Origin of the sequence: Sphingomonas sp. (assembly GCF_035490575.1) — a bacterium.
GTDB lineage: Bacteria > Pseudomonadota > Alphaproteobacteria > Sphingomonadales > Sphingomonadaceae > Sphingomonas.
This window is the reverse complement of the sequence record NZ_DATJLI010000055.1, coordinates 1-1,747: the sequence shown is the minus strand read 5'-3', so window position 1 is coordinate 1,747 and position 1,747 is coordinate 1. Positions and strand designations below refer to the sequence as shown.

2 protein-coding genes are annotated in these 1,747 nt (G+C 70.7%); both read left to right on the top strand.

Going from position 1 to position 1,747, the window contains the following annotated elements; genetic code table 11:
• Positions 1-939, top strand: a 939-nt coding sequence (locus VL973_RS03750; RefSeq protein ID WP_325282689.1) for a chemotaxis protein CheB, incomplete at its 5' end; no start/stop codon positions are given.
• A complete protein-coding gene (locus tag VL973_RS03745; RefSeq protein WP_325282688.1) occupies positions 936-1,736 on the top strand; it encodes a CheR family methyltransferase in 801 nt (266 codons plus the stop codon). The genes VL973_RS03750 and VL973_RS03745, both read left to right, overlap by 4 nt.
• Positions 1,737-1,747: the final 11 nt, after the last annotated feature.

The window sequence follows — 1,747 nt, the reverse complement described above, 5'->3', positions numbered from 1 at the left end:
GCGCTGGGCGATGCGATGGCGGCGCTCAATTTCCTGGCGCGCGAACGCGCCGACGTGATCGTCCTCGACGTCGAAATGCCGGGGCAGAACGGCCTGGCCGCATTGCCCGACATCCTGGCCGCCGGGCGCGGCGCACAGGTGCTGATCGTGTCGACCACCTGCGCGTCGGGTGCCGAGGCCAGCGTCCGCGCGCTGGCGCTGGGCGCGGCCGATACGCTGGTCAAACCGGGCGCCGGCGTGCTGGCGGGACGCTTTGCGGAACTGCTGCACGAACGGCTGGCCCGGCTGGCCGAGGCGCGCCCGCCGGTCGAGCGCGCGACGTCCGGTTCCGCGAAGCCGCGCCAGCCTGTCCGCCGCGCGCCGCCGCGCGTGGTGGCGATCGGCGCATCGACGGGCGGCATTCACGCGCTCAACCGGATGCTCGCCGAAATCGATGCCGCCTGCGATGCGCCGATCCTGGTGACGCAGCACCTTCCCGCGACCTTCATGCCCTATTTCGCCGACCAGCTCGCACAGCTTGCGCGACGCCCCTGTCTGGTGGCGGAGGACCGGATGCGGATATGCAGCGGGCACGTCTATATCGCGCCCGGTGAAGGGCATCTGACCTGTGTGTCGATGACCGATGGCCAGAGCATCCGCATCGACCGGCGCGCATCGGAAAGCGGTTGCACGCCCTCGGCCGACCCGATGTTCGCCAGTATCGGCGATGTTTACGGTGCCGGTGCGCTGGGCATCGTGCTGAGCGGCATGGGGCGCGACGGTGTGATCGGCGCCCGCCGCCTGATCGACGCGGGCGGCGCGCTGATGGCGCAGGACCGCGCGAGTTCGGTGGTGTGGGGAATGCCCGGCGCCGTGGTCGAGGCCGGACTTGCCGAAGCGGTGCTGCCGCCCGAAGCGATCGGCAGCGCGGTTCGCGCGCGCTTTGTGGAGATCGGATGATGGCGCTGCGTCAGGAGGCGGTGCCGCGCCCCGCCGCGACCAATGTCATCGCCACGCTTCTCGAAAAGCGCACCGGACAACAGCTTCAGGCCAACCGCGCATGGCGCATCGATTCGACGCTGACGCCCGTGCTTCAGGCGCGTGGCCTGCCCGATTTCGACGCGCTGGCGCTGGCGCTGGCGCAGGGGCGTGACGGTGCGCTGGCCGATGCCGTGATCGAGGCGCTGCTGAACCACGAAACCAGCTTTTTCCGCGACCCCGGCGTGCTGGAGCAAGCCCTATCCGCGCTGGCCGCCCGCGACCGGCCGATCCGCATCTGGTCGGCGGGCTGCGCGACGGGGCAGGAGCCGCTGAGCCTGGCCATGCTGTTCGCCGAGCGCGGCGTGCCGGTCGAGATACATGCGACCGATGTGTCCAGCGCGGCGATCGCGCGGGCGCGCGCCGGACGCTATTCGCAGTTCGAGGTGCAGCGCGGCCTGCCCATCGGCCGGCTGGTGCGATGGTTCGAACCGACGGGCGACGATTGGTGCGTTCGCGCCGACCTGAACGAACGCATTCGCTATCGCCGCCACAACCTGGCCGGCGATCCGGTGCTGCCGGGTGGGTTCGACATGATCCTGTGCCGCAATGTCCTGATGTATTTCGGGTTGCCGATGCGCCGCCGGGTGCTCGACGGGCTGTCGGACGCATTGCGGCCGGGCGGTCTGGTCCTGCTGGGCGCGGGTGAGACGGTGATCGGCCAGAGCGAGCGGCTGGCGCCGTGCCGCGAATGGCGGGGATTCTACGCCGTGGTCTGACGGGGCTTGCG

Coding starts and splice junctions, on each gene's coding strand:
- VL973_RS03745 (WP_325282688.1), top strand. CDS start 936: ATGATGGCGCTGCGTCAGGAGGCGGTGCCGCGCCCCGCCGCGACCAAT.